Below are 18443 nucleotides of genomic sequence, written 5' to 3'. Positions count from 1 at the left end.
CGATGAACGTTACTTCAAGCGAGCTTGCCACTCCCCTGTACCAAGCGTGGTTTGGGCTTGCGAAACACCAATACATTGCCCAACATCACCAACACCAGCCCCAACAGTGCCGGCATCGTCCACTGATAACCCTCGGCGAACGCTGACACGTTGAGCGCCACCACCGGAAACAGCACCGTGCAATACGCAGCCCGCTCAGGCCCCATGCGGCCGACCAGGGTCAGGTAGGCAGTGAAACCGATCACCGATCCCGGAATCACCAGGTACAACAGTGAGCCGATGTAGCGCGCGCTCATCTCCATGTCGAAGGGAATGCCTTTGACCAGGCACCACACCGTGAGCATCGCGGCCCCGTAGGCCATGCCCCAGGCATTGGTGGTCAGCGGCCTGAGACCGGCCTTCTGCTGCAGGCTCGAAAGCATGTTGCCCGCCGAGAAACACAAGGTGCCGCACAGGGCCAGACCGAGACCGAGCAAGGTTTCCGGGCTGGCGGTATGCCCGGCCAGTTCCGGCCAGAACAGCAGCCCCAGCCCCAGCAGGCCCAACGCGCCGCCCATCAACACATTGCGGGCGATTTTCTGACCGAAGAACACCCGCGCGTTGAGGGCATTCCACAGGGTGGCGGTGGAAAACACCACGGCCACCAGACCGCTGGGGATCCACTGGCTCGCCGTGAGGAAGCACATGAAGTTGACGCAGAACAGGCACAGGCCCTGAGCCAGGCAGATCAGGTGCCCGCGACGGTTCATCACTTGCAGGCGTCGGCTGAGCAGCAGGATCACGAACAGCACCAGCGCGGCGAGGCCGAAGCGATAGACGATCGACACGGGAATGGCCACCACGCCCAGTTGCCATTTCAAGGCAATCCAGGTGGTACCCCAGATCAGCACGGTCAGCAGGTACAAAGAAAGGTTCATGACTAAGGCTCCTCGATAGGAGCCCAGTGTCCGGCGCTACGCCCTGGCTCACTTGCATAAACTTGCGCTTTTGTCCGGCGGCAGGCTGGCAGGCACGCGTCTACGGAGTAGGATGCAAGGCGTTGGAGAGAACCCATATGGCCGCACTGGACAACCTGCAAGTCTTTCAAGCCCTCAACCGCTCGCCCAATGCTCGTCTCGAGCACAGTGCCGAACTCGGTGACGGCTTGTCTGCAGCCTTGTGGAGCAATCACCACGACGCCCAGGAATACGAAGCGCCCAGCCATCACACGTTGTCCTGCTATCTGGCCGGCGGCACCGGCACCTTCCGCCGAGATCAACCCGACAACAAGGGAGGTCCGGACAAACTGTGCATCCTGCCCGCCGATCACCAGTCAGGCTGGGTAATCAACGGCGATATTCGCCTGGCACACCTGTATTTCAGCCCCGAACAATTTGCCCTCGGCTGCGTCACCCTGCTCGATCGCGAACCACGGGAAATGCAGCTGCGCGAGCAGACCTTTCTCGATGATCCGCAGCAGGCGCTGCGCTTTCGGCAATTGATCACCCTGAACTGGGAGGAGCCGGGCGAACGACTGCTGACCAGCAGCCTGGCCCACGAGCTGCTCAGCCATGCCCTGCTCAGCCAGGTCAACGCGCGTCAGGGCCTGCGCCTTAAAGGCGGGCTGGCCGCGCATCAGCGTCGGCATCTGGTGGAGTTCATCGACAGCCACCTGGACGAGGCCATCAGCCTCGGTCAATTGGCGGCGTTGTGCGCATTATCCGAATACCACTTCGCGCGGATGTTCCGCGAAAGCTTCGGCTTGCCACCCCACCAGTACGTGCTGGCGCGGCGTCTGAACCGGGCGCGGGAGTTGCTGCGCACGACCTCGCAGCCGCTAGGCGACATTGCCTTGGCTTGCGGTTTTTCCAGTGCCAGCCATTTCACCAACCGCTTTCGCCAGTCACTTGGCGGGACGCCCGGTGAGTATCGGCAGGCGTTTTTGCGCTAGACGCGGGTTCTTCGGCGCCACAATTACCGCCTTCGCGAGCAGGCTCGCGATGAACGATAACGCAGTCTGTCGTCAAAACTCCAAAGTGCTCGACAACGTCACCTGCCGCGAATCCCCCATCGAAACAAAGAACCGACTCGCCGCCGAGGTGTAGTAGGTGCGGTCGAACAGGTTCTTCACGTTGAGCTGGAACTTGACCTTCTGCCCTTCAACCTTGGTGTCGTAGGTGGCGAACGCATCAGCCACGGTGTAGCTCGGCAGGTCGAAATCGTTTATCGCGTTGCCCGCGCGCTCACCCACATAACGCGCCCCGGCGCCGACCCGCAGTTGGTCGCCGCCAATGACGCTGCCGAAGTCGTAGACGGCCGAGAGCGAGCCGCTGTTCTTCGCCACGTTTTGCAGTTGATTGCCTTTGTAGTCCGGGTCTTCGGTGACTTCGGCATCGGTGTAGGCATAGCTGCCGATCATGCTCCAGCGATCGCTGAGCTGACCGCTCAGGTCCACTTCCAGGCCACGGGAACGCACTTCGCCGGCGGCACTGTAAATCGTGGTCGGGCCTTCGGAGTTGGCCACCAGCACATTGCGTTTCTTGATGTCGAACAGTGCGATGTTACCGGTGATGCGGCCCGGCAGATCGAGCTTGGCACCCAGCTCCCAGGACTTGGCTTCTTCCGGTGCCATACCACCGTCAAGCACGGTACTGCTGCCGCTCAATGGCGCAATGGTGGAGTTGGGTTTGAACGACTCGGTGTAGCTGCCGTAGAACGACAAGGCATCGGTGTACTTGTACACAAGGCCAGCGCGCGGTACCCATTTCTGCCCGTTGCTGTCGGTGTTGGCGTGGAACGGCACACCCTTGCCGGCGTATTGGTCGTACATCTGGAAACGCGCGCCGGCCACCAGAATCCACTGGTCGGTGAGGTGGATGGAGTCCTGGAAGAAGACCGAATCGCTGCGCAGTTCATCGGTCTGCGCACTGTCGGGTGCACTGACGGTAGTGCCAGGCACTTCCTGCCCATAGATCGGGTTCACGTAGCTGAACTGGGTGCGGCTTTTCTGGCGGATCAGGTCTTCGCGGTAGATCTTGCGGTATTCGTCGTCGATGCCGAACAGCAGGTCGTGCTGCATGCCGAGCACATTCACGTTGCCTTCCAGGCTGGCGGTGGTGAAGCGGTCGGTACTGATCGCATTCTGGGTGCCGTCCATGCTGCGGGTCAGGGTGCCCTTTTTGGTGTCGATGGCGGTCACGCGCACCTGGCTGGCGTCGTAGGTTTCGCGGTTCCAGCTGTAGCCGAAATGGGCTTTCCAGTTGTCGTTGAGTTCGTGGTCGGCCTCGAAGTGATAGAGGTCCGAGCGCCCTTCCATGTTGTTGAACGGCTCGTCGAGGCGCTCGTTGCGCGAGATGTCCAGCGGATGGTTGGTCCGTGGATCGATCAGCGTGCCGCGGTCGAACGGTGTGAGGAATTCGCGGTGCTCATAGGAAAACAGCAGGCTGGTACTTTCGCCGTACCAGGCCAGCGATGGCGCGATCAGGCTCTCGCGATGCACACCGAAGTTGCGCCAGTAATCTTCATCTTCGTAGTCCAGCACCATGCGGTAGGCCAGCCCGGAATCGCCGAGGGCTCCGGTGCTGTCGAGACCGCCGCCGCTGCCGTTCTTGCCGTCGCCATAACTCGAACCGCGCGCGGTCAGCGCGTTGTACTGCTCAAGCTCGGGCTTCTTGCTGACCATGTTGACCACGCCACCCGGATCCTGGATTCCATAGAGCAACGAGGCTGGACCCTTGAGCACTTCGACCCGGTCCACGCTGGCGTTGAGGCCACGCCCCTGCACGATCGGCATGCCGTCGCGCATGATCGAGCCGTTACGGTTGTCGCCGAAGCCGCGGACCATCACCGAGTCCTGGGTGCTGCCCAAAGTGTTGGCCTGGGTGATGCCGCTGACATTGGCCAGGGCGTCATCGAGATTACGCGGAGCCTGGTCGCGGATGACCTGGGCCGGGATGACGTTGATGGTCTGCGGGATTTCCTGAATCGGGGCCGAAGAGCGCATCACCGAAGAGGTCGGTGGCGGCTGGTAGCTCATGGAGTCATCGATCGACGAGGTGATGGTGGTCGCGCCGAGATTCAATGCGCCTTCGGTTGGCCGCGGTTCCAGTGCGAAGGTGTGGCCGTCGGTGCGACGGAAGGTCAAACCCGAACCGGTGAGCAGACGTTGCAGGGCCTGTTCGGCGCTCATCTGGCCGTTGACCGCCGGCGCATTCAGGCCATAAGGCGCTTCATCGGTGTAGACGACGCTGATACCGGTCACCCGGCTGAAATCACTCAGGGCCTGGGGCAGCGGTTTGGCAGCCAACGCGAAATTGAATTGCCCGCGGGGCTGACTGCTGCCCACCTCTGCGGCCAGCGCTACGCTCAGCGGCAACAACGCCATTGCCGAAAAGCTCAACGCAGACACACCCAACCATTGTTTGAACGAACCCGATTTTGCCCTGGACTTCATGACTCATGACCTGTGTAGAACCGCAACGGATGCGAATGACTCGCAGTTTCAGTCACTACACGGATGGCAATCGGGTTTACCTCAGCAAAAATTTGAAAATATTTTTACTCAGGGCGATGTGGTGTTTGAACTGGCCCCATCGTCGGATCGCCGCCCGGAGCAAGCTCGCGATGGGGCCGGTCGATTCAACGCAAAATAATCAGATGCCCCAACGCCTGATGTTGCTCAAACCCCAACACCCCCTGCAACGAACTCAACACCGCCTGCGGGTTCCTGCTCGGAAAGCTGCCACTGACCCGCCGCATCGCCAGTTCATCGTTGAGTATCAAGATCCGTCCGGGGTAATAGCGCGCCAGATCCTGCACCACATCGGCCAACGTCGCCTTGTAGTAATTGAGCCAGCCCTGGCGCCAGGCCAACTGCGCTTCGCTGTCCACCGAGTGAAGTTTTTCCGCTGTGCCTTTGCCATAGGTCACTTGCTGGCCGGCGGTGAGGATTTGCTGTTCGGCGTTTTGGTCCGCCGTCACGCCAACCCGTCCCGACAACACCGTGACCTGCGCGCCGTGGGGCTGCAAACGGACTTCAAACTGCGTGCCCAGGACCCGCGCCTGCCCCTTCTCGGCGTCCACCACAAAGGGTTCCCCCGTATGCGTCACGCTGAAAAAACCGGCGCCGCGACGAAGTTGCACGTGCCGCTCACCGCGACTGAAATCCACGGCGATGGCGCTGTCGGCATCCAGTGTCACCTGCGACTGATCGGCCAGGGTGACGGTGCGAATTTCCCCCGGAGCCGAGACGTAATCCGCCCCCAGGTCGTCCATCCAGCGCATCGGCTGCCAGCCCGTGCCGAGACTGATCATCAACAGCAGACACGCGGCCATCGCCAGCGCACCGGACCAGCGCCCGAGCGTGCTGCGCCGCGGCTTGTCCATGGAATTGAGATAGCCCTGCAAGGCAAAAGCGTCTTCATCGGCGAGCGTGCGCGCCGGCCCTTCGCTCAACTCCCACAGCACTTGCGCCTGAGCATAGGCCTCGGCATGGGCGGGGTCGGCCTGCAACCATTGGCTGAACGTCGCCTGGTCACCGCTGCTGGGCTGGTCATGCAACAAACTCAGCCAGGTCAGCGCGGCCTGCTCCTGCGCGGGCGTCGGAATGACGCGTTCGAAGTGGCTCACGGTGCTTTCCCTGGCGTACGCGGTTCGGGTTCTCGAAGGCTGGCCTTGCAGGCTTCGAGGGCGCGCATCATATGTTTTTCCACGGCACTTTGGGACAAGCCCATGGCCTTGGCGATCTCGGCGTATTTGCGCCCGTGAATGCGATTGAGCAAGAAGATCTGCCGCGTACGCTCCGGCAAGGCACGCAACGCGGCTTCGACGTGGCGCAAATCGTTGCCCGCCTCCAGCGCCGCTTGCGGACCGCTGCCGTGGCTGTCCGGCGGTTCGACCATCAAGCCTTCGCTGGCCCGGACCCGCGTGCCTTCACTGCGCAAGTGATCGATGGCGATGTTGCCGGCGCAGCGCAGCAAGTAGGTGCTGAGTTCCTCGACCTGCACCAGCGGCCGCCGCCAGAAACGCAGGAACAAATCCTGTACCAGGTCAGCCGCCGTCGCCCGGCAACCGACACGCCGACTCACCAGTGCTTCCATTTGCGAACGCTGGGAGAGAAACACCTGGAGAAAATGCGCACGGTCGCCGCGCGGTTGATCGCGTTCGATATCGTGGGGGTCGGGGGGCAAAGTGATCATCGTTCATGTTTCGATCTGAAAACCGGTGAGGCCACGACAGCGTCAGGGGGCCGGCAAGGACGCAATACTAATGATAAATATTCTCATACGCAAAAAGATCGGGTGCAGCTCCCTGTTTCGCCCATTGGCTGCACCGCAAACCTGGCTGCCCCCAGAGCCAGCCAATGGCCATGGAATCCAAAAGCCACCGAAAACAAAACGGGCCTGCAATGCAGGCCCGTTTTCATGGGAAGGTAAAAAAGTGAATCAGGTGTCAGCCGTTAAGCGCTGCCTGTTCGTTTTCCAGAAACTCTTCTTCCAGCAGCTGGTCGGCATGGGCGCCACTCTCGATGGGCACCACATTGGCTCGTTTGCCGCGTAATTTGCCGAACATATGCTCCAGCGCATGTTCAAGTTTGGTGGCCGCTCCGTCGATCGCCTGCTCCATGGTGGAGGCTTTATGGGTGACGGAAACCGGTTGATGGCCTTTTGGCCGCGCCTCCAGCTGGCAGCGCATGTCGTGGGGACCCGGCTTCTCGCCGTTCTCGTCCCGCAGATGAACCTCGATTCGTGTCAGGTCCTCTTCGTAGCGTTCGAGCGTGCTCTCAATGGTCGTACGTACCCACTCCTCCAGTCGTTTACTGCCTTGAATATGGTTATCGCTATTGACTTGGATTTGCATAGTTCATCCCTTATTTCAGCTAGCTCGCGAGAGGCCGGTCAGCTAAGCCCTTGGGCGTCATCACCGTGACCTCTTGCTTACACAATCGGTCTGTACGCTGAACAATTCAACCCCTGAAAAAAGATAAATATTCATACGCAAAAAAAGTCGGACAACGAGCAAAAGCGCTGTTAATGTCGGGAGTTGGGTCGCCCTGCTCTTACGTAATAATTGCTCACATTTGCTGCTCCCCCAGCGGGTGCAGACTGCGAAAAGCACCCGCCTCCTCCACCAACCAATCGTGCACCGCGCGCACACCCGGATGGCTCAAAGCCCCCGGTGCGTAAAGCAGCATGTAGCGTTTGTGATTGGGCACCGCCAGGCCAAACGGCACGATCAAGGCACCACGTTCCAACTCATCATTGAGCAAGGTTCGTCGGGCAATCGCCACGCCCATGCCGGCGATGGCCGCTTCGATGGTCAGGTGATTGCGATTGAAGGTATGCCCGCGTCGCACATCCGCACCCTCGAAGCCGATGGCATTGAGGTAAAACTCCCATTCCGCGTACTCATAGCTGCCGCGCCAGGCGGTGATGTCGTGCAGCAAGGGAAAGTGCATCAGGTCTGCCGGACCGTGCAGTGGCGGCCGACCACGCAACAGGCTCGGCGCGCACACCGGAAAAATCTGTTCATCCAGCAAGGCTGTGGATAACAGCCCCGGGTAGCTGCCGTCGTTCAGGTCGATCGCCAGGTCGAAGTCGCCTTCATGCAACGGCACGCTGCTGTCCTCGGCCACCAGGCGCAACTGGATGTCCGGAAAACGCTGCTGCAAGCGCGGCAGGCGCGGCGTCAGCCATTTGCTCAGGAACGACGGAATCGAACGCACCCGCAGAATCCCGCTGATCATGCCCGCATCCAGTCGCCGCAATTCCGCGTCGATGCTGCCAAAGGCCTCGTTGACGGTAATGGCCAGGCGCTGGCCCTCTGCGCTCAGCTCCACTCCGCGGGCGCGGCGGTGAAACAGGCGAAAGCCCAGGCGCTCTTCCAGCTGGCGGATCTGCTGGCTGACGGCCCCCGGTGTGATGTGCAGCTCTTCGGCGCAGCGGGTGAACGACAGGTGCCGCGCGGCACAGGCAAACACGTTCAGCCAGACATACGTCTGGGCGTGCAATTGACGGCTCATCGTTTAGTACCGCTAAAGGATGTCTTAGGAATTTTCGTTGGTCACGCAGGATCGTGACAGGCAGTATCGCCCAAATTGCGCTTGTCCTACAGAAATGGCAGCGATTTCCCTTCCATTGCATGTACAGGCTTTAGCATGGCTATCAGTGTTTTCGATCTCTTCAAAGTCGGCATCGGCCCGTCCAGTTCCCATACCGTCGGTCCGATGCGCGCTGCCGCAACCTTTGCCCAAGCGCTGGTCGATCACAGTTTTCTGGCTGAGGTGCGACGCGTGGAAATCCGCCTTTACGGCTCTCTTTCAGCGACCGGCGTCGGCCACGCAACGGATCGCGCCTGCGTCATGGGCCTGATGGGCGAATGGCCCGACCGTATCGATCCCACCACCATCGACAGCCGCATTCACACCCTGCGCGAAACCGGCAAACTGTGCCTGGCAGGCGTTGCGGAAATTACCTTCGACTGGCAACGCGATCTCCTGCTGTTAGACGAGTGCCTGCCCTACCACCCCAACGCCATGTCCCTGACAGCTTTTGGCGAAACCGGCGAACTGTTCGCGCAGACCTACTACTCGGTGGGCGGCGGTTTCATCATCGAAGCGGCCGAAGCCGAATCCGGGATCGCACCGGCCGGCGATGTGGTGCTGCCTTACGATTTCTCCAGCGCCGCCGAACTGCTCAAGCTCTGCAACCAGCACGGGCTGCGGGTGAGTGAACTGATGATGGCCAACGAACGGGCCTGGCGCAGTGACGCAGATATCCGCCAGGGCCTGCTGCATATCTGGTCGGTGATGCGCGAATGCGTCGAGCAAGGCTTGCGCCACGAAGGCATTCTGCCCGGTGGGCTGAATGTCCCGCGTCGAGCGGCGAAACTGCATCGCAGCCTGCAGGAAATCGGCAAGCCGAATGTCATTACGTCCACCTTGTCGGCAATGGAATGGGTCAACCTGTACGCCCTTTCCGTGAACGAAGAAAACGCCGCCGGCGGGCGCATGGTCACGGCACCGACCAACGGCGCGGCGGGGATCATTCCGGCGGTTCTGCACTACTACATGAAATTCAATGCCGATGCGTCTGACGACGATGTGATCGCGTTCTTACTGGGCGCAGCTGCGGTCGGCATCCTGTGCAAGAAAAACGCTTCGATCTCCGGGGCCGAAGTCGGCTGCCAGGGAGAAGTCGGCTCCGCCTGCGCCATGGCCGCCGCCGGCCTGGCAGAGGTGCTTGGCGCCACCCCGGAGCAGCTGGAAAACGCCGCCGAAATCGGCCTGGAACACAACCTCGGCCTCACCTGCGACCCGGTTGGCGGACTGGTGCAAGTGCCGTGTATCGAGCGCAACGCGATCGCCGCAGTGAAGGCCATCAACGCCACGCAAATGGCCCTGCGCGGCGACGGCAAACACTTTATTTCCCTGGACCGGGTGATCCGCACCATGCGCGATACCGGGGCCGACATGCACGACAAGTACAAAGAGACGTCACGGGGCGGACTGGCGGTGAACTGGGTGGAATGCTGATCGCTTTGGAGGCACGTCGAGGTTAATTGCCCTGAAACGTGCAGAAAACGCGGCCCCTGTAGGAGCGAGCTTGCTCGCGAAAAACCCTCAGGCGCCGCGAACCCTCTGGTTTTACGCGTTATCGTTCACGACCTTCGCGAGCAAGCTCGCTCCTACAGAACGTGTTTTTTTGTCCGACAATTTTGTCGGCATGCCCCTTGCTACATCCTGGTTGGAACAATGATGGCGAGATGGCCGGTGGTCTGGCATTGCGAACCAACCCGATCACGGCCGGTCAACAACTGCACGTTCAATCAGGCGGTGACGCATCATGGACAACCCTTTCCAGCTCATTACCGATGCCTTTGCAGCGGATTACCAGATCAACCTGAGCATTCAGGGCCTGGATGGCAGCATCATGCTGACCCTGTCCAACAGTGGCCGCGTAGTCGCAAAGCGCATGATCAGCGCCGAACAACGCAATGACCCCGAGCGCCTGAAACGACTGGTGCAGAGCATTCAGTTCGGCATTGCCATCGAGCAGGGCCACAGCGCCGTGGCCATCCTCGAATCCATGACCGATGGCGGCACGCGCAGCTTGCCGCCACCACCAGCCAGTGACCGTCCCCGACCCACCATGGGACTTTAAAGCTCGCCCTTTTCTACTTCCGGATGTTCACTGGAGCCCGCACCTGTCTTGCGCTGCGGGTTCTCGATCTTCACCGAAGGAAATTGCGACGAAGCGTAACGCACCACCAGAATCGCAAAAGCCAGCAGCAGGATTCCGCCACACAGGTAGATGATCCCCAAGTCCGGCGGGTTATGGTGCGAAACGTTGGAAATCAGCAGCCGCGTCAGCGCAGTGATCGCCACGTAGATCAGGAAGCGCACGGGCATGTGGTTGGTCTTGAAGTAAATCCCGACCATCGCCCCCAGTTCCAGATAGATGAACAGCAGCAAGATGTCGTCGATCTTGATGTGCCCTTCTTCGATCATCCCGAGAAACTCCATCACCGCCGCCCACGCAGTCACCGCACCAATGGCGAACAGCGCCAGGTAGTGAAAGGTTTCGACGAACAGATTGCCCAGGGACTCGGCCAGTTCATGCACGTTCTGCCGCAGTTTTTCGGCCCAGTTGATTTTCACGATGCTGCTTCCTTAGGTCGATTCGACCGGATGATGCGGGTTGGACGTGACGGTTTTCCTGCATGCAGAAAAAAGGCCAGCCCATGATGGCGAGCCGCTCGGGATAACGCGCCGTGGCGTTTGGTCGCACCTGTGCAGCGTCTCGCCTGACAAATCTCGAATCCGGTCTACATTAAAAAGCCACTACCCAAAAGGCAGGGTTTCGCTTATCCTTTAGCTGTATATAGATACAGTAGTCGAATTCGACAACCAATGTGAAGGCATGTGAGGTGGTGAATGGCCGTCGAAGTGGTATACCGCAGCAGCCGAGATCTGGAGCGCTTGTTCATGGATAAAGCCGAAGCTGACCGTCATGACAAAATGCTCGAACTGGCAGAATTGCTGGCTGAAGTGTTGCAAAAAGCCGTTCCGTCCCTGACCGAGCAGCAAGTGGAAGAAGCCGGGATTTACATGGCGAAAAATCGCGACGTGTTCGCCAAGGCGTTCAAGAGCCAGCCGGACGCCCTGTCCGAACTGCTCAGCGCACCGGTTGAAGTCGCACAACCTGTTGCAGCAGTCGAGGTCGTTGAAGCCGCCGAGCCGGTCACTCCGGCCAAGCCTGCCAAGACCCCCAAAGCCGCCAAGTAAGCTAAGCCCGAATTGAACAGGCCCTGAGTCGAATGACCCAGGGCCTTTTTCATGCCTGTGGATAACGCATGCCCGATTCAGCGGTACAACACCTTCTCCGCCAACTCGTCGGCCACCCGTGCGGGAGAGCGTTTTTCCGCCTGGGCATGGGCGAACACTTCGGTCAGGCGCGAGCTGATTTTCGACAGGTGTGCGGTGATGGTCGACAGCTCTTCGCCGCGGTGCTTGAGCGACACGTAAATCAGCCCACCGGCGTTGATCACGTAATCCGGCGCATACAGGATGCCGCGGCGTTCCAGTTGGTCGGCGACATCCAGATGCGTCAGCTGATTGTTCGCCGAACCGGCCACCGCCGAGCAGCGCAACTGCGTCACGGTATGGCTGTTGAGTACACCGCCCAGCCCGCAGGGCGCGAGGATGTCGCAAGGTGTGCTAAGCAGCGCTTCGTTGGCAATCGGGTGGGCGCCGAGTTGCTCCATGGCCAGTTGCACCTTGCCGTGATCGATATCACTGACGAGCAGTTCGGCACCGGCGGCGTGCAACTGTTCGGCCAATGCATACCCGACATTGCCCAGGCCCTGGATGGCCACGCGCAGACCTTCGAGGTTGTCGCTGCCCAGCCGCGCCATGGCGGTGCTGCGGATGCCAGTGAACACCCCCATCGCCGCATGTGGCGCGGGGTCGCCCGCCGAAGTGGTGCTGGTGACGTGCTGGGTCTGCTGGGCGATGCAATCCATGTCCGCCACCGAAGTGCCGCTGTCGATGGCAGTGATGTAACGGCCTTCGAGCTGTTCGATGCAGCGTCCGAAGGCTTCGAACAGCGCCGCACGGTTTTCCACATGGGCGGGACGCACGATCACCGCCACGCCGCCGCCCTGGGCCAGGCCGGCCAGCGCAGCCTTGTAGCTCATACCCTGGGCCAGGCGCACAGCATCCTCGACCGCCGATTCGTCGTTGGGGTAGGCAAGGTAACGACAACCACCCAGGGCAGGCCCCAGCCGGCTGTTATGAATGGCAATGACCGCCTTCAACCCGGTGACCGAGTCGACGCTCAGATGCAGCGATTCAAGGCGAGTGCTTTGCATGAGAGCGAACATCGTAAGGCTCCCGAATCACTTCTTGTAGACGCCAGTATAGGCTTGCGCCCAAAAATTGCAGAAGCGCACCGGAATAAGCACGGCCCCGATGCAGGCTTTCGGAAATAACCTGTGGTTGCCTTTTTGCAGCACTGGACGAATGCCGGAGAGGGGGCTAAAACGAGGCATTGCCCGGAGATTTTGATGACCCCGCGCCAATCGTTCTTTGCCTGCCTGCAACGTTCACCGCCCGCGCTGTTCGAGGCGGCACTGTGGATTGCGGCCGAACACGACAGCGAGGTGCAGCCCCAAGCGCTGTTGGCCGATTTTCAGGCGCTGCAACAGCGGGTCAGCGGCGGCTTGCCGATGCTGCCGGTCAGTGAGCTGGCCCAGCCGCTGCTGCGGCGCCTGAATGACCTTGGCTTCGCCCAGGACGACTTCACCCCCTTGCGCCCGCAAGTGGCATTGCTGGACAAGGTACTGGAGCGCCGACGAGGGCAACCCTTGACGCTGGGACTGATTGCGCTGGAGTTGGCCAGGGGCCTGGAGATTCCCATGGTCGGGGTCAACTTCCCCGGACATTTCCTGCTGCGGGTACCGGGCGCCGATCATTTGCTCGACCCCTGCGGCGGCCGCCGCCTTTATCCGAACGATTGTCGGGAACTGCTGCACCGCCAGTATGGCCCGAACATGAAGCTCAGCGCCGAGCACCTGGTAACCGCCGAGCCGGCGCAGATGCTGCAACGGCTGTCGCGCAACCTGCGCCAGTTGTACCTGTCCCACGACGATTGCATCAATGCCTTGATCGACGCCGAGCGCGTCCTGGAACTGGGCAATGCCACTGCCGCCGACTATCTGGCCCGGGCCAGCCTGTACCAACGGCTGGACTGCCCGAATGCCGAGCGCTTTGACCTGGAACATGCGCTGCTGCTCAGCGACGACCCGATCCAGCGGATTCGCCTGACGGAACGGCTGGGGCATTTGCCGCCCAATTCCATCGTTCACTGATCACAAATAAATTGTGGGAGCGGGCTTGCTCGCGAAAGCGGTATGCCAGCCACATTATTGTTGACTGACACGCCCTCTTCGCGAGCAAGCCCGCTCCCACATTGGGATGGTGTGAATCGTTATGGCGTATCTGGTTGATTCGCCGGATGCGCCTTGATGAACGCCGGGTGCGTCGCCGCCAATGCCGCCACTCGCCGGATGCGCGGATAAGCCTCAAGGGCTACATTGAAACGCTCGGCCGCGTACAGCTGCGGGATCAGATAGACGTCCGCAAGCCCGGGTTCTAGGCCGAAGCAGTAACCGTCATCACCGATCAACTGCTCCACCGTGGCCAACCCTTGGCCGATCCAGTGACCGATCCACTCCACCACCTGCGGTTCGTCGTGACCCAACTGGCGCAGCCGATTGAGCACGCTGACGTTGTGCAGCGGGTGCACATCGCAGCCGATCACTGCCGCCACGCCGCGCTCGTGAGCACGGGCAGCGAGGCCTTTGGACAGCAGTGGCACCTGTGGATAACGTTCCTCCAGGTACTCGATGATCGCGGGAGACTGGATCAGCAACTCGCCTTCATCGGTGCGCAAGGCCGGCACGCGGCCCTGCGGGTTGATGCCCAGATAAGGTGGCTGTCGATGCTCGCCGCCCTGGGGTGCGATCAGGTTGACTGGCAAGGATTGATAATCCAGGCCCTTGAGCGCCAACGCGATACGCACCCGGTACGACGAAGTCGAACGGTAATAGGTATAGAGTTCCATGCCCCGCTCCTCTCAGCGTGCCGGCAGCACTTTGCCGCGGCATTCGCCGAAACCGATGGAGGCAAAACCGTCGCGGCGGCAACGGCCGCGCAGGATGATTTCGTCACCGTCTTCAAGGAATTTACGCACCTCGCCCGAAGCCAGTTCGATCGGCTTTTTACCGCCTTCGGTGATTTCCAGCAGGCTGCCGAACTGACCGCTCTGCGGCCCCGACAACGTGCCCGAGCCGAACAAGTCACCGGCCTGCAATTGGCAACCATTGACACTGTGGTGCGCGACCATTTGCGCCACGGTCCAATACATGTGCCCGGTGTTGCTCAGGGTCAGGCGATGGGCTGGCAGGTTCTGTTCGCGCATGGCCTCGGTGAGCAGCAACACTTCCAGTTCGATGTCGAACGCGCCAACGGCCTGGTCGCGCTTGTCGAACAGATACGGCAGCGGCTGCGGATCGCCTTGGGGACGCGCTGGCTGGGCACGACGGAACGGCTCCAGCGCTTCGGCAGTAACGATCCACGGCGAGATGCTGGTGATGAAGCTTTTCGACAGGAACGGCCCCAGCGGTTGGTATTCCCAGGCCTGGATGTCCCGTGCCGACCAGTCGTTGAGCAGGCAGAAACCGGCGATGTGATCGGCGGCGTCGCCAATGGCAATCGAGTCGCCCATGTCGTTGCCCTGGCCGATCCAGATGCCCAGTTCCAGTTCGTAGTCCAGGCGCGCGCAAGGGCCGAAGGTCGGCTCGGTTTGACCGGCCGGCAAGGTCTGGCCTTTCGGGCGACGTACGTCGGTACCGGACGGACGAATGGTCGACGCGCGACCGTGGTAGCCGATTGGCACGTACTTGTAGTTCGGCAGCAGCGGGTTGTCGGGACGGAACAGTTTGCCGACATTCTGCGCGTGCTCGATGCCGACGTAGAAGTCGGTGTAATCGTTGATTTTCGCCGGCAGGTGCATCTCGCAATCCGCCGCCAGCGGCAGCAGTTTTGCGCCCTGGGCTTCGATCTTGCCGTGCAGGGTGCTGCCCTCGGCGAACAGTTCCAGCAAACGCTCGCGCAACGCGACGCGAGCCTCGCGGCCCAGTTCGAAGAAAGCATTCAGCTGGCCGCCACCGGTGGCCTCGACGGCAGTTTTCGCGGCGCCATCGAACAATCCGGCCTCAAGGGCCGCTTGCAGATCAAAGATATGCTCGCCAATGGCCACGCCACTACGTGGTGCCGAGCCGTTGAGGCTGAACACGCCCAGCGGCAGGTTTTGCAGGGGGAAATCCGCGTGGCCGTTGGCGGATGCAACCCAGCTGCGAGTGATGGAAGTCTGCGTCATGGGTTATCTCCGGGTCGGGTCGAAAGTGGCGGGCAGCGTAGCCCAACAGGCGTCATAGGTGTTTTGCAGTTGCGGGCAATCGAGGGCGAAACGGCTTGGGCGCAACACTTGGCTGGTCTCGAACATGAACGCCATGGTGTTGTCGATTTTCGCCGGTTTGAGTTCGGCGTTGATCGCTTTGGTGCAAGTCTCTCCGTCGGGACCGTGGGCGCTCATGCAGCTGTGCAACGAAGCACCGCCGGGCACAAAGCCTTCGGCCTTGGCGTCGTACTCGCCCTGGATCAACCCCATGAATTCGTTCATCAGGTTGCGATGGAACCACGGTGGACGGAAGGTTTTCTCGGCCACCATCCAGCGCGGCGGGAAGATCACGAAGTCAAGGTTGGCCAGGCCGTGGACGCTGGTTGGCGAGGTCAGCACGGTGAAGATCGACGGATCGGGGTGGTCGAAACTGACAGTACCGATGGTGTTGAAGCGGCGCAGGTCATATTTGTACGGCACGTTGTTACCGTGCCAGGCGACCACGTTGAGCGGCGAATGATTGAGCTCGCAGGCCCACAACTGGCCAAGGAACTTCTGCACCAGCGTGGTGGGTTGTTGCAGGTTTTCGTAGGTCGCCACCGGGGTCAGGAAGTCCCGCGGATTGGCCAGGCCGTTGCTGCCAATCGGCCCCAGGTCCGGCAGCCGCAGCGGCGCTCCATGGTTTTCGGCGACGTAACCGCGGGCTTGCGGGTCGAGCAGTTCGATGCGGAATTTAAGGCCGCGTGGCAGTACGGCAACTTCCAGCGGTTCGAGTTCAAGCACGCCCAGTTCGGTGGCAATGCGCAGGCGCCCCAGTTCAGGCACCAGCAACATCTCGCCGTCAGCATTGAAGAACACGCGCTCCATGGAACGGTTGGCGCGGTAGTTGTAGATGCTGATCCCGGACGGTTTATCCGCACCCGAGTTCGCCGCCATGCTCACCAGACCGTCGATGAAATCGGTCGGTTCCGCAGGAATGTCCAACGGGTTCCAGCGCAGGCGGTTGGGGGTCACCTCACCCAGCGGGCCGCCGGCCAGTTGCCGGTCCAGTTTGACGAATGCCGGGTGATTGGCCGACGGTTGAATGCGGTACATCCAGGTCCGCCGCGCCTCGCTGCGCGCCATGGTGAACGCCGTGCCGGAGAACAGTTCGGTGTAAAGGCCGTACGGGGCTCTTTGCGGGGAGTTCTGGCCGACAGGCAGTGCGCCGGGCAACGCTTCGCTGCTGAATTCGTTGCCGAAGCCTGACTGGTAGGCCAGCGCTGGCGTCGTTGAATCGGGGTTCATGGAGCCTCCTGAACAGGGAGTCGGCAGTGGCCGTTCGCTCTGTTGCAGAGGTCGAGGCACGCCTGGATTGTTTTTGTCGTAATTTGATTACGCATAACGTAATTTGATTGGTATTGACCGTCAAGCTATAAAGACGCCCATTCGTCCCGGGATCACAGCACTACCATGGAAAAGACCAGCGACAGCAACGGCAAACAGAAAGTCCGCTCAGCCGAGGTTGGTACCGACATCCTCAAGGCTCTGGCCGAGTTGTCGCCCTCGACTTCGCTGTCGCGCCTGGCCGAACACGTGCAGATGCCGGCGAGCAAGGTTCACCGCTATTTGCAGGCCCTGATCGCCAGCGGATTCGCCGAACAGAACGCCGCTACCAACCATTACGGCCTGGGCCGCGAAGCCTTGCGCGTCGGGTTGGCGGCACTCAACAGTATGGACGTGCTGAAAGTCGCTGCCCTGCCCCTGGCTGAACTGCGCGACGACTTGAACGAAACCTGTTTCCTGGCGGTATGGGGCAATCAGGGCGCGACCGTGGTGCATATCGAACCGGCGGTGCGTGCGGTGACGGTGGTGACACAACTGGGCTCGGTGTTGCCATTGCTCAGTTCTTCGACGGGACTGGTGTTTGGCGCCTACCTGCCTGCGCGTGAAACAGTGGATCTGCGTGAACAGGAACTGAAAAACGTTGCCGCCCACGCCTTGGCGGATGATCAGGCCTACGCAACGATGAGCGAACAGATCCGCCATCGGGGTCTGCACCATGTGCATGGACTGTTGATGCCCGGAGTGGATGCCTTGTCGGCACCGGTGTTCAACGCCATGGGCAGGATCACGGCAGTGCTGACCGTGGTCGGGCCGACCTCGTTGTTCCATGCCGATGAAAACGGCCCGGCGGCGCAGCGATTATTAGCTGCGACGCAGGCCATCAGTTGGAGAATGGGCTACGAAAGTCCCTGAGTTTCAGATCAGGAAATCCGGAGCAATTTCGATCACCAGATCACCAATGTCCTTGATCGTCAGCTGCGGATGCAAATCGGATTCCCGGGAACTGTAGGCGATCGAATAAACACCCATTCCTTCGCCGTGATAGTAAGGAATTTCATCATGTTGAAAATGAGCAAAGACATCTTCGGCCAGACTTCTGGATTGAAGTATCTTTCGCCCGTCCGGCTCTGTTACAAAGCTGGTCAGGTACACGTCATCAATATTGATTTCCGGGATCTGATACTTTAACGCTGCATGGACCTGCTCGATACCAGAAACCTTGATCGAGCGTTTTGAAAGGTTGACTGATGGTGCATCTATCAACAAATTGACGACATCCATTACTACTCTTTCAAACTCTAGCAGATCCAGCCCTTCAACCTGATGCTCCCGTTCGAAAGTATACGACCGATTGAAGACCCCATTGACACCCTGAATATAATTAGGCAGTGACTCTGTCTCAACCCACTCCAGCGTCTCATCGAATAACGTCCTGGACTCGCTGACGTCAGTACCAAGAATATCAACCAGCGTATTCAGATAGGTTTTGAACGGGTTGATCCCGAGTTCCCCCAGGCGTTCAACCAACAGCACTTCGACGGCGAAATCCGCACGAATGCGCTTCAATAGCAAAACTTTACTGTAAGAAAAAAAACTGTCACTCATAAAGACTCCCTGTCACGTTATAGAATCGAGCATCTTGCTCGACCTGCCGTTCAATATACTGACAACGCAACC

17 protein-coding genes and 1 pseudogene are annotated in these 18443 nt (G+C 60.3%); 6 read left to right on the top strand and 12 right to left on the bottom strand.

Going from position 1 to position 18443, the window contains the following annotated elements:
- Positions 1 to 14: 14 nt before the first annotated feature.
- Positions 15 to 917, bottom strand: coding sequence for a DMT family transporter (locus AABM52_RS04580; protein ID WP_347910707.1), 903 nt, complete (start codon positions 915 to 917; stop codon positions 15 to 17).
- 137 nt (positions 918 to 1054) lie between these two features.
- On the opposite strand from AABM52_RS04580, the gene AABM52_RS04575 reads away from it, so the two are divergent.
- Positions 1055 to 1930, top strand: coding sequence for an AraC family transcriptional regulator (locus tag AABM52_RS04575; RefSeq protein ID WP_347910706.1), 876 nt, complete (start codon positions 1055 to 1057; stop codon positions 1928 to 1930).
- A gap of 72 nt (positions 1931 to 2002) precedes the next feature.
- On the opposite strand, the gene AABM52_RS04570 is transcribed toward AABM52_RS04575, so the two are convergent.
- The 5 genes from AABM52_RS04570 to AABM52_RS04550 form a co-directional block, all read right to left on the bottom strand.
- Entirely contained in the window at positions 2003 to 4432 is a 2430-nt protein-coding gene (locus tag AABM52_RS04570; RefSeq protein WP_347910705.1) for a TonB-dependent receptor, read from the bottom strand.
- A gap of 185 nt (positions 4433 to 4617) precedes the next feature.
- Entirely contained in the window at positions 4618 to 5607 is a 990-nt protein-coding gene (locus tag AABM52_RS04565; RefSeq protein ID WP_347910703.1) for a FecR family protein, read from the bottom strand.
- The gene (locus AABM52_RS04560) at positions 5604 to 6176 is read right to left on the bottom strand and encodes an RNA polymerase sigma factor (RefSeq protein ID WP_347910701.1); all 573 of its coding nucleotides are present in this window, start codon (positions 6174 to 6176) and stop codon (positions 5604 to 5606) included. Before AABM52_RS04560 ends, AABM52_RS04565 begins: the two co-directional genes overlap by 4 nt.
- Positions 6177 to 6429: 253 nt before the next feature.
- The gene (locus AABM52_RS04555) at positions 6430 to 6837 is read right to left on the bottom strand and encodes an HPF/RaiA family ribosome-associated protein (RefSeq protein ID WP_347910699.1); all 408 of its coding nucleotides are present in this window, start codon (positions 6835 to 6837) and stop codon (positions 6430 to 6432) included.
- 214 nt (positions 6838 to 7051) lie between these two features.
- Positions 7052 to 7999: a LysR substrate-binding domain-containing protein gene (locus AABM52_RS04550; protein ID WP_056728454.1), complete on the bottom strand. Its 948-nt coding sequence runs from the start codon at positions 7997 to 7999 to the stop codon at positions 7052 to 7054.
- Between the two features lie 135 nt (positions 8000 to 8134).
- On the opposite strand from AABM52_RS04550, the gene AABM52_RS04545 reads away from it, so the two are divergent.
- Together AABM52_RS04545 and AABM52_RS04540 are read left to right on the top strand one after the other, a co-directional pair.
- Positions 8135 to 9511, top strand: a complete 1377-nt coding sequence (locus AABM52_RS04545; RefSeq protein ID WP_347910697.1) for an L-serine ammonia-lyase — start codon at positions 8135 to 8137, stop codon at positions 9509 to 9511.
- A gap of 310 nt (positions 9512 to 9821) precedes the next feature.
- Positions 9822 to 10139, top strand: a complete 318-nt coding sequence (locus AABM52_RS04540) for a DUF3509 domain-containing protein (RefSeq protein WP_347910696.1) — start codon at positions 9822 to 9824, stop codon at positions 10137 to 10139.
- On the opposite strand, the gene AABM52_RS04535 is transcribed toward AABM52_RS04540, so the two are convergent.
- Complete coding sequence (locus AABM52_RS04535; protein ID WP_347910694.1) at positions 10136 to 10636, bottom strand: phosphate-starvation-inducible PsiE family protein; 501 nt, start codon at positions 10634 to 10636, stop codon at positions 10136 to 10138. The genes AABM52_RS04540 and AABM52_RS04535 overlap by 4 nt on opposite strands.
- 276 nt (positions 10637 to 10912) lie before the next feature.
- On the opposite strand from AABM52_RS04535, the pseudogene AABM52_RS04530 reads away from it, so the two are divergent.
- Positions 10913 to 11152: pseudogene (locus AABM52_RS04530) on the top strand (YebG family protein); the annotation flags it as partial.
- Between the two features lie 188 nt (positions 11153 to 11340).
- On the opposite strand, the gene AABM52_RS04525 reads toward AABM52_RS04530, so the two are convergent.
- Positions 11341 to 12360, bottom strand: coding sequence for a Glu/Leu/Phe/Val dehydrogenase dimerization domain-containing protein (locus tag AABM52_RS04525; RefSeq protein ID WP_046040126.1), 1020 nt, complete (start codon positions 12358 to 12360; stop codon positions 11341 to 11343).
- Positions 12361 to 12543: 183 nt separating this feature from the next.
- Here AABM52_RS04525 and AABM52_RS04520 point away from each other — a divergent pair, with 183 nt between their 5' ends.
- Complete coding sequence (locus AABM52_RS04520; RefSeq protein ID WP_347910692.1) at positions 12544 to 13347, top strand: transglutaminase family protein; 804 nt, start codon at positions 12544 to 12546, stop codon at positions 13345 to 13347.
- Between the two features lie 119 nt (positions 13348 to 13466).
- Here AABM52_RS04520 and maiA read toward each other — a convergent pair whose 3' ends face one another.
- From maiA to hmgA, 3 genes are read right to left on the bottom strand one after another with little or no spacing between them, the layout of a single operon-like run.
- Complete coding sequence (gene maiA / locus AABM52_RS04515) at positions 13467 to 14102, bottom strand: maleylacetoacetate isomerase (protein WP_347910690.1); 636 nt, start codon at positions 14100 to 14102, stop codon at positions 13467 to 13469.
- Between the two features lie 12 nt (positions 14103 to 14114).
- Positions 14115 to 15419 carry a fumarylacetoacetase gene (gene fahA / locus AABM52_RS04510; RefSeq protein ID WP_347910688.1) on the bottom strand — a complete coding sequence of 435 codons (1305 nt, stop codon included), beginning with the start codon at positions 15417 to 15419 and terminating at the stop codon, positions 14115 to 14117.
- Positions 15420 to 15422: 3 nt separating this feature from the next.
- On the bottom strand, positions 15423 to 16727 hold the full coding sequence (hmgA, locus tag AABM52_RS04505) for a homogentisate 1,2-dioxygenase (RefSeq protein ID WP_347910686.1): 1305 nt from the start codon (positions 16725 to 16727) through the stop codon (positions 15423 to 15425).
- Between the two features lie 165 nt (positions 16728 to 16892).
- On the opposite strand from hmgA, the gene AABM52_RS04500 reads away from it, so the two are divergent.
- Complete coding sequence (locus AABM52_RS04500; RefSeq protein WP_347910684.1) at positions 16893 to 17678, top strand: IclR family transcriptional regulator; 786 nt, start codon at positions 16893 to 16895, stop codon at positions 17676 to 17678.
- Between the two features lie 3 nt (positions 17679 to 17681).
- Here AABM52_RS04500 and AABM52_RS04495 read toward each other — a convergent pair whose 3' ends face one another.
- Complete coding sequence (locus AABM52_RS04495) at positions 17682 to 18371, bottom strand: hypothetical protein (protein ID WP_347910683.1); 690 nt, start codon at positions 18369 to 18371, stop codon at positions 17682 to 17684.
- Between the last annotated feature and the right edge of the window lie 72 nt (positions 18372 to 18443).

The organism is Pseudomonas grandcourensis, assembly GCF_039909015.1.
In the GTDB taxonomy this organism is placed as follows: Bacteria; Pseudomonadota; Gammaproteobacteria; order Pseudomonadales; family Pseudomonadaceae; genus Aquipseudomonas; species Aquipseudomonas grandcourensis.
This window is presented reverse-complemented; position numbering and strand designations above follow the sequence as displayed.

Excerpts from the sequence above, each read along its gene's own strand:
- AABM52_RS04555 (WP_347910699.1), bottom strand. The coding sequence starts at position 6,837 with ATGCAAATCCAAGTCAATAGCGATAACCATATTCAAGGCAGTAAACGA.
- AABM52_RS04540 (WP_347910696.1), top strand. The coding sequence starts at position 9,822 with ATGGACAACCCTTTCCAGCTCATTACCGATGCCTTTGCAGCGGATTAC.
- AABM52_RS04520 (WP_347910692.1), top strand. The coding sequence starts at position 12,544 with ATGACCCCGCGCCAATCGTTCTTTGCCTGCCTGCAACGTTCACCGCCC.
- AABM52_RS04570 (WP_347910705.1), bottom strand. The coding sequence starts at position 4,432 with ATGAAGTCCAGGGCAAAATCGGGTTCGTTCAAACAATGGTTGGGTGTG.
- fahA (WP_347910688.1), bottom strand. The coding sequence starts at position 15,419 with ATGACGCAGACTTCCATCACTCGCAGCTGGGTTGCATCCGCCAACGGC.
- AABM52_RS04545 (WP_347910697.1), top strand. The coding sequence starts at position 8,135 with ATGGCTATCAGTGTTTTCGATCTCTTCAAAGTCGGCATCGGCCCGTCC.
- AABM52_RS04580 (WP_347910707.1), bottom strand. The coding sequence starts at position 917 with ATGAACCTTTCTTTGTACCTGCTGACCGTGCTGATCTGGGGTACCACC.
- AABM52_RS04500 (WP_347910684.1), top strand. The coding sequence starts at position 16,893 with ATGGAAAAGACCAGCGACAGCAACGGCAAACAGAAAGTCCGCTCAGCC.
- AABM52_RS04525 (WP_046040126.1), bottom strand. The coding sequence starts at position 12,360 with ATGTTCGCTCTCATGCAAAGCACTCGCCTTGAATCGCTGCATCTGAGC.
- maiA (WP_347910690.1), bottom strand. The coding sequence starts at position 14,102 with ATGGAACTCTATACCTATTACCGTTCGACTTCGTCGTACCGGGTGCGT.
- AABM52_RS04575 (WP_347910706.1), top strand. The coding sequence starts at position 1,055 with ATGGCCGCACTGGACAACCTGCAAGTCTTTCAAGCCCTCAACCGCTCG.
- hmgA (WP_347910686.1), bottom strand. The coding sequence starts at position 16,727 with ATGAACCCCGATTCAACGACGCCAGCGCTGGCCTACCAGTCAGGCTTC.
- AABM52_RS04560 (WP_347910701.1), bottom strand. The coding sequence starts at position 6,176 with ATGATCACTTTGCCCCCCGACCCCCACGATATCGAACGCGATCAACCG.
- AABM52_RS04550 (WP_056728454.1), bottom strand. The coding sequence starts at position 7,999 with ATGAGCCGTCAATTGCACGCCCAGACGTATGTCTGGCTGAACGTGTTT.
- AABM52_RS04495 (WP_347910683.1), bottom strand. The coding sequence starts at position 18,371 with ATGAGTGACAGTTTTTTTTCTTACAGTAAAGTTTTGCTATTGAAGCGC.